This window comes from Bacillus sp. MUM 116, assembly GCF_001866655.1.
Lineage (GTDB): Bacteria > Bacillota > Bacilli > Bacillales > Cytobacillaceae > Neobacillus.
On sequence record NZ_MLYR01000168.1, the window covers coordinates 1 to 2225 of the forward strand.

Here is a 2225-nt window from a genome sequence, read left to right on the forward strand (position 1 = left end):
AGTTTCCCATCTTCCGTTCTCTCATTTGAAACAATCTCTATAACTGCAAATACATGCTTTCGATTCTCATCAACAAAATTCAGATTTGAATCAATATATTTATTAAGCATATCTCTGGCAGATGTTTGTGCATCAACTTGTGGACTTATAAAAGATTGACAGGCTAAATAGTATTCCATTACTACTTGCTCAAGCAGCTCCTCTTTGTTTGAAAAATGATAAGAAATAACCCCCTTACTTATATTTGCACGTTTTGCAATTTGTCCTAAAGAGGCTTGAGCATAACCTAATTCAGCAATCGTCTCAATCGCACATTCCACAATTTGGGCTCTACGGGCTTTTTCGATAAAGGACATCACTTTTTGACTATTTGTTTTATTTTTTTTATCCATGATTTTATTTTAGTACATTCGTACGAAAAATCGCAAGAAAATCATTGAACTTTTATGTTATCCGTTAATTGGATTAAGTTTCTTTCTTAAACCTGCACCTTTAACTCAATAAAAAAAACGTTGCTGCAGCAACGCCTTATTGAACTCTTACACCCATTACTCTAAGTATATTTCTTCACAATCTTGCTGGTTTTCCCTTACTCCTGTTGACCATTTCTTTGTATTTCTGAAATGGTTGGAGGTTCACTCGATACCACATCAATTATGTGATTTAAAGCATTTATCCCATAATGTTTGAACGGTCCAATATACATATCTTCAGCTATGGTACCAACTTCAATAAAGTCTAAGTATCGGGATTTTGAATAAAGCGAAAAACCCCTTCCTTCATAAATCTCGTACTCATCCATTGCTGTAAAACTCTCGTTTCTAACTGAGTAAGCAATATACCAATCAAATTTAAGGCGAATAATGGGGAGCGTGTCATCCACTTTTATGGAGCCATATGACGAAGAAGTATCATTCTGACCGGCTGATATTCCATTTATTTTACAACAATCAATATCGACGATTAACGTATTATCCTCGGGTTCGAATATTGAGTTTAAATAAATATAACCTTGATATTGAAGCAGTTCAGAGTAATTCATAAAAACCCCTTTTCCTAAACGATCCTGCCTCGTTAGTGAAACAAGAAACAAGGGCTGCCGTAGGAACCCCATCTTTTACATAAGCACCCATTTGTTGAATAAGGAAATATCATTTAACTTTGATTTTCCATAAAAGTTTCAGCTTCATAACCATCAACTGGATAATCATCAATCGTAACAGAATTATAATAAAATTGAGGAATAGAACATTCGAGGCTAATGTAAATTTCTCTAGGATTTACATCTTCATCCTCCCATAACTCGTCATGAAAAATATAACCTATCTTTTTAGTAGTTAAATCGATTACAATGGGGTCTCCATTAAGTCCATAACCAATTATAAACAAACCATTATCTAGACAGCGTTTGTGTTCTTCGTATAAATTTTCTTCAGGCATTTCATTTACAATATTAAAATAAACATGCTTAAACTTTATGTTTTCTCTAAAAGAAAACTCTTTTAAAAAGTAAATTACATCTTCGGGAATTTGATAATCCTCAAAAAATTTAATTGTACCAGTACTAAATTCGACCTTCATTATATTGTGTTTATTAATTTTCTCTAATGCTTTTCTAAATAATCCTATATCCATTTTATACATCCTTCTTTAAGCATTTTAGCTAAATTTTATCATGTACTTGGCCCACTTACCTGCCCCGTTTGTTCAATAAGAAAGGAGCTGCCGCCAAAGCAACTCCTTGTACAACTCTTCCCACCATTATTTGAACAAACCCCATATAGTAAAGGTATCCCAATATTCAAACCCTTCAATACAAACTCCAAAATTAAATGTCGGTTCAACAACGACAAAATCAAATTCACCATTTGAATATCCACTAAAATTAACTATCCAATTAATATCTCTAAAGATGTCTTCTAAACTTAAAATAATTGCACCTGTATCAAGATAATTTAAATGAAACAAAATAACTTCGTTCTCTTGAAGCTGCTTAGGAATTTTCTTACATAGCATTCTTAGCTGATTTACAGCTTTATAGGTGCTATGTTCAAACTTAGATTCCTCTTTATTTTCACCAAGGTTATCTATTTTGTTAAATAATTTTCTAAGTAAATCATAGGAATATTGAGGTTCAATAAATGAATCAAGATTTAAATGAATTTCTTTAGTTTTCATATCTTTAATTATATTATTTCTTTTACTCTTCATTTGAAGTAACTTAA

At 31.8% G+C, this 2225-nt stretch carries 4 protein-coding genes; all 4 read right to left on the minus strand.

Annotation, left to right across the window (positions count from 1 at the left end; all coding sequences use genetic code 11):
* Nucleotides 1-392, minus strand: a 392-nt coding sequence (locus tag BIV60_RS27135) for a TetR/AcrR family transcriptional regulator (protein WP_141770577.1), incomplete at its 3' end; no start/stop codon positions are given.
* Between the two features lie 197 nt (nucleotides 393-589).
* Entirely contained in the window at nucleotides 590-1042 is a 453-nt protein-coding gene (locus tag BIV60_RS27140; protein ID WP_071358776.1) for a hypothetical protein, read from the minus strand.
* Nucleotides 1043-1155: 113 nt separating this feature from the next.
* Complete coding sequence (locus BIV60_RS27145) at nucleotides 1156-1635, minus strand: SMI1/KNR4 family protein (protein WP_071358777.1); 480 nt, start codon at nucleotides 1633-1635, stop codon at nucleotides 1156-1158.
* A gap of 126 nt (nucleotides 1636-1761) precedes the next feature.
* A partial coding sequence (locus BIV60_RS29970; protein WP_177177411.1) for a YxiF family protein occupies nucleotides 1762-2225 on the minus strand: 464 nt, incomplete at its 5' end.